This is a genomic window from Pseudoalteromonas sp. G5_S1_54_S4, assembly GCF_054968565.1.
Genome location: NZ_JBQKUL010000136.1, coordinates 1 through 512, shown reverse-complemented (window position 1 = coordinate 512; position 512 = coordinate 1). Strand labels below are relative to the sequence as shown.

1 protein-coding gene is annotated in these 512 nt (G+C 35.0%); it reads left to right on the top strand.

Features of this window, described 5'->3' with window-relative positions; genetic code table 11:
• Nucleotides 1-23: 23 nt before the first annotated feature.
• On the top strand, nucleotides 24-512 hold a 489-nt coding region (locus tag ACTRWE_RS19265; protein WP_462880539.1), incomplete at its 3' end, for a PHP domain-containing protein.

Sequence of the window (512 nt, the reverse complement as noted above, 5' to 3'; positions counted from 1 at the left end):
AATAAAATAGGAATGGAAAGCCTTTGAAAAAAATTGATTTACACATACATACTGTCAGTACACCGAGCGATAAGAAATTTACTTTTAGTATGGAGCGGATGAAATGGTATGTAGAAGAGGCTAAATTAGACGCCATCGCAATTACTAATCATAATATGTTTGATTTAGAGCAGTTCCGTATAATCCAACAACAGCTTGCAGTTAAAGTCTTTCCAGGAATTGAGGTAGATATAGAGGGAACTCACCTTTTAGTAATAGCTGAAGATAATGAGTTAAATGACTTTAAAAGTCGCTGCGACATGATTACAGAACTCATACCTGATAAATATACTTCGATTACATTTGAAGAATTCCATGAAGTTTTTACAAGCCTTTCAAATTACCTGTTGATCCCTCATTACAAAAAGTCCCCAGAAATAAAAGAGGAGACGCTCAATAAGCTGAGAGAGCATGTAATGACTGGTGAGGTTACAAGCCCTAGGAAGTTTATTTACAGTATTAAAGATGCAGAT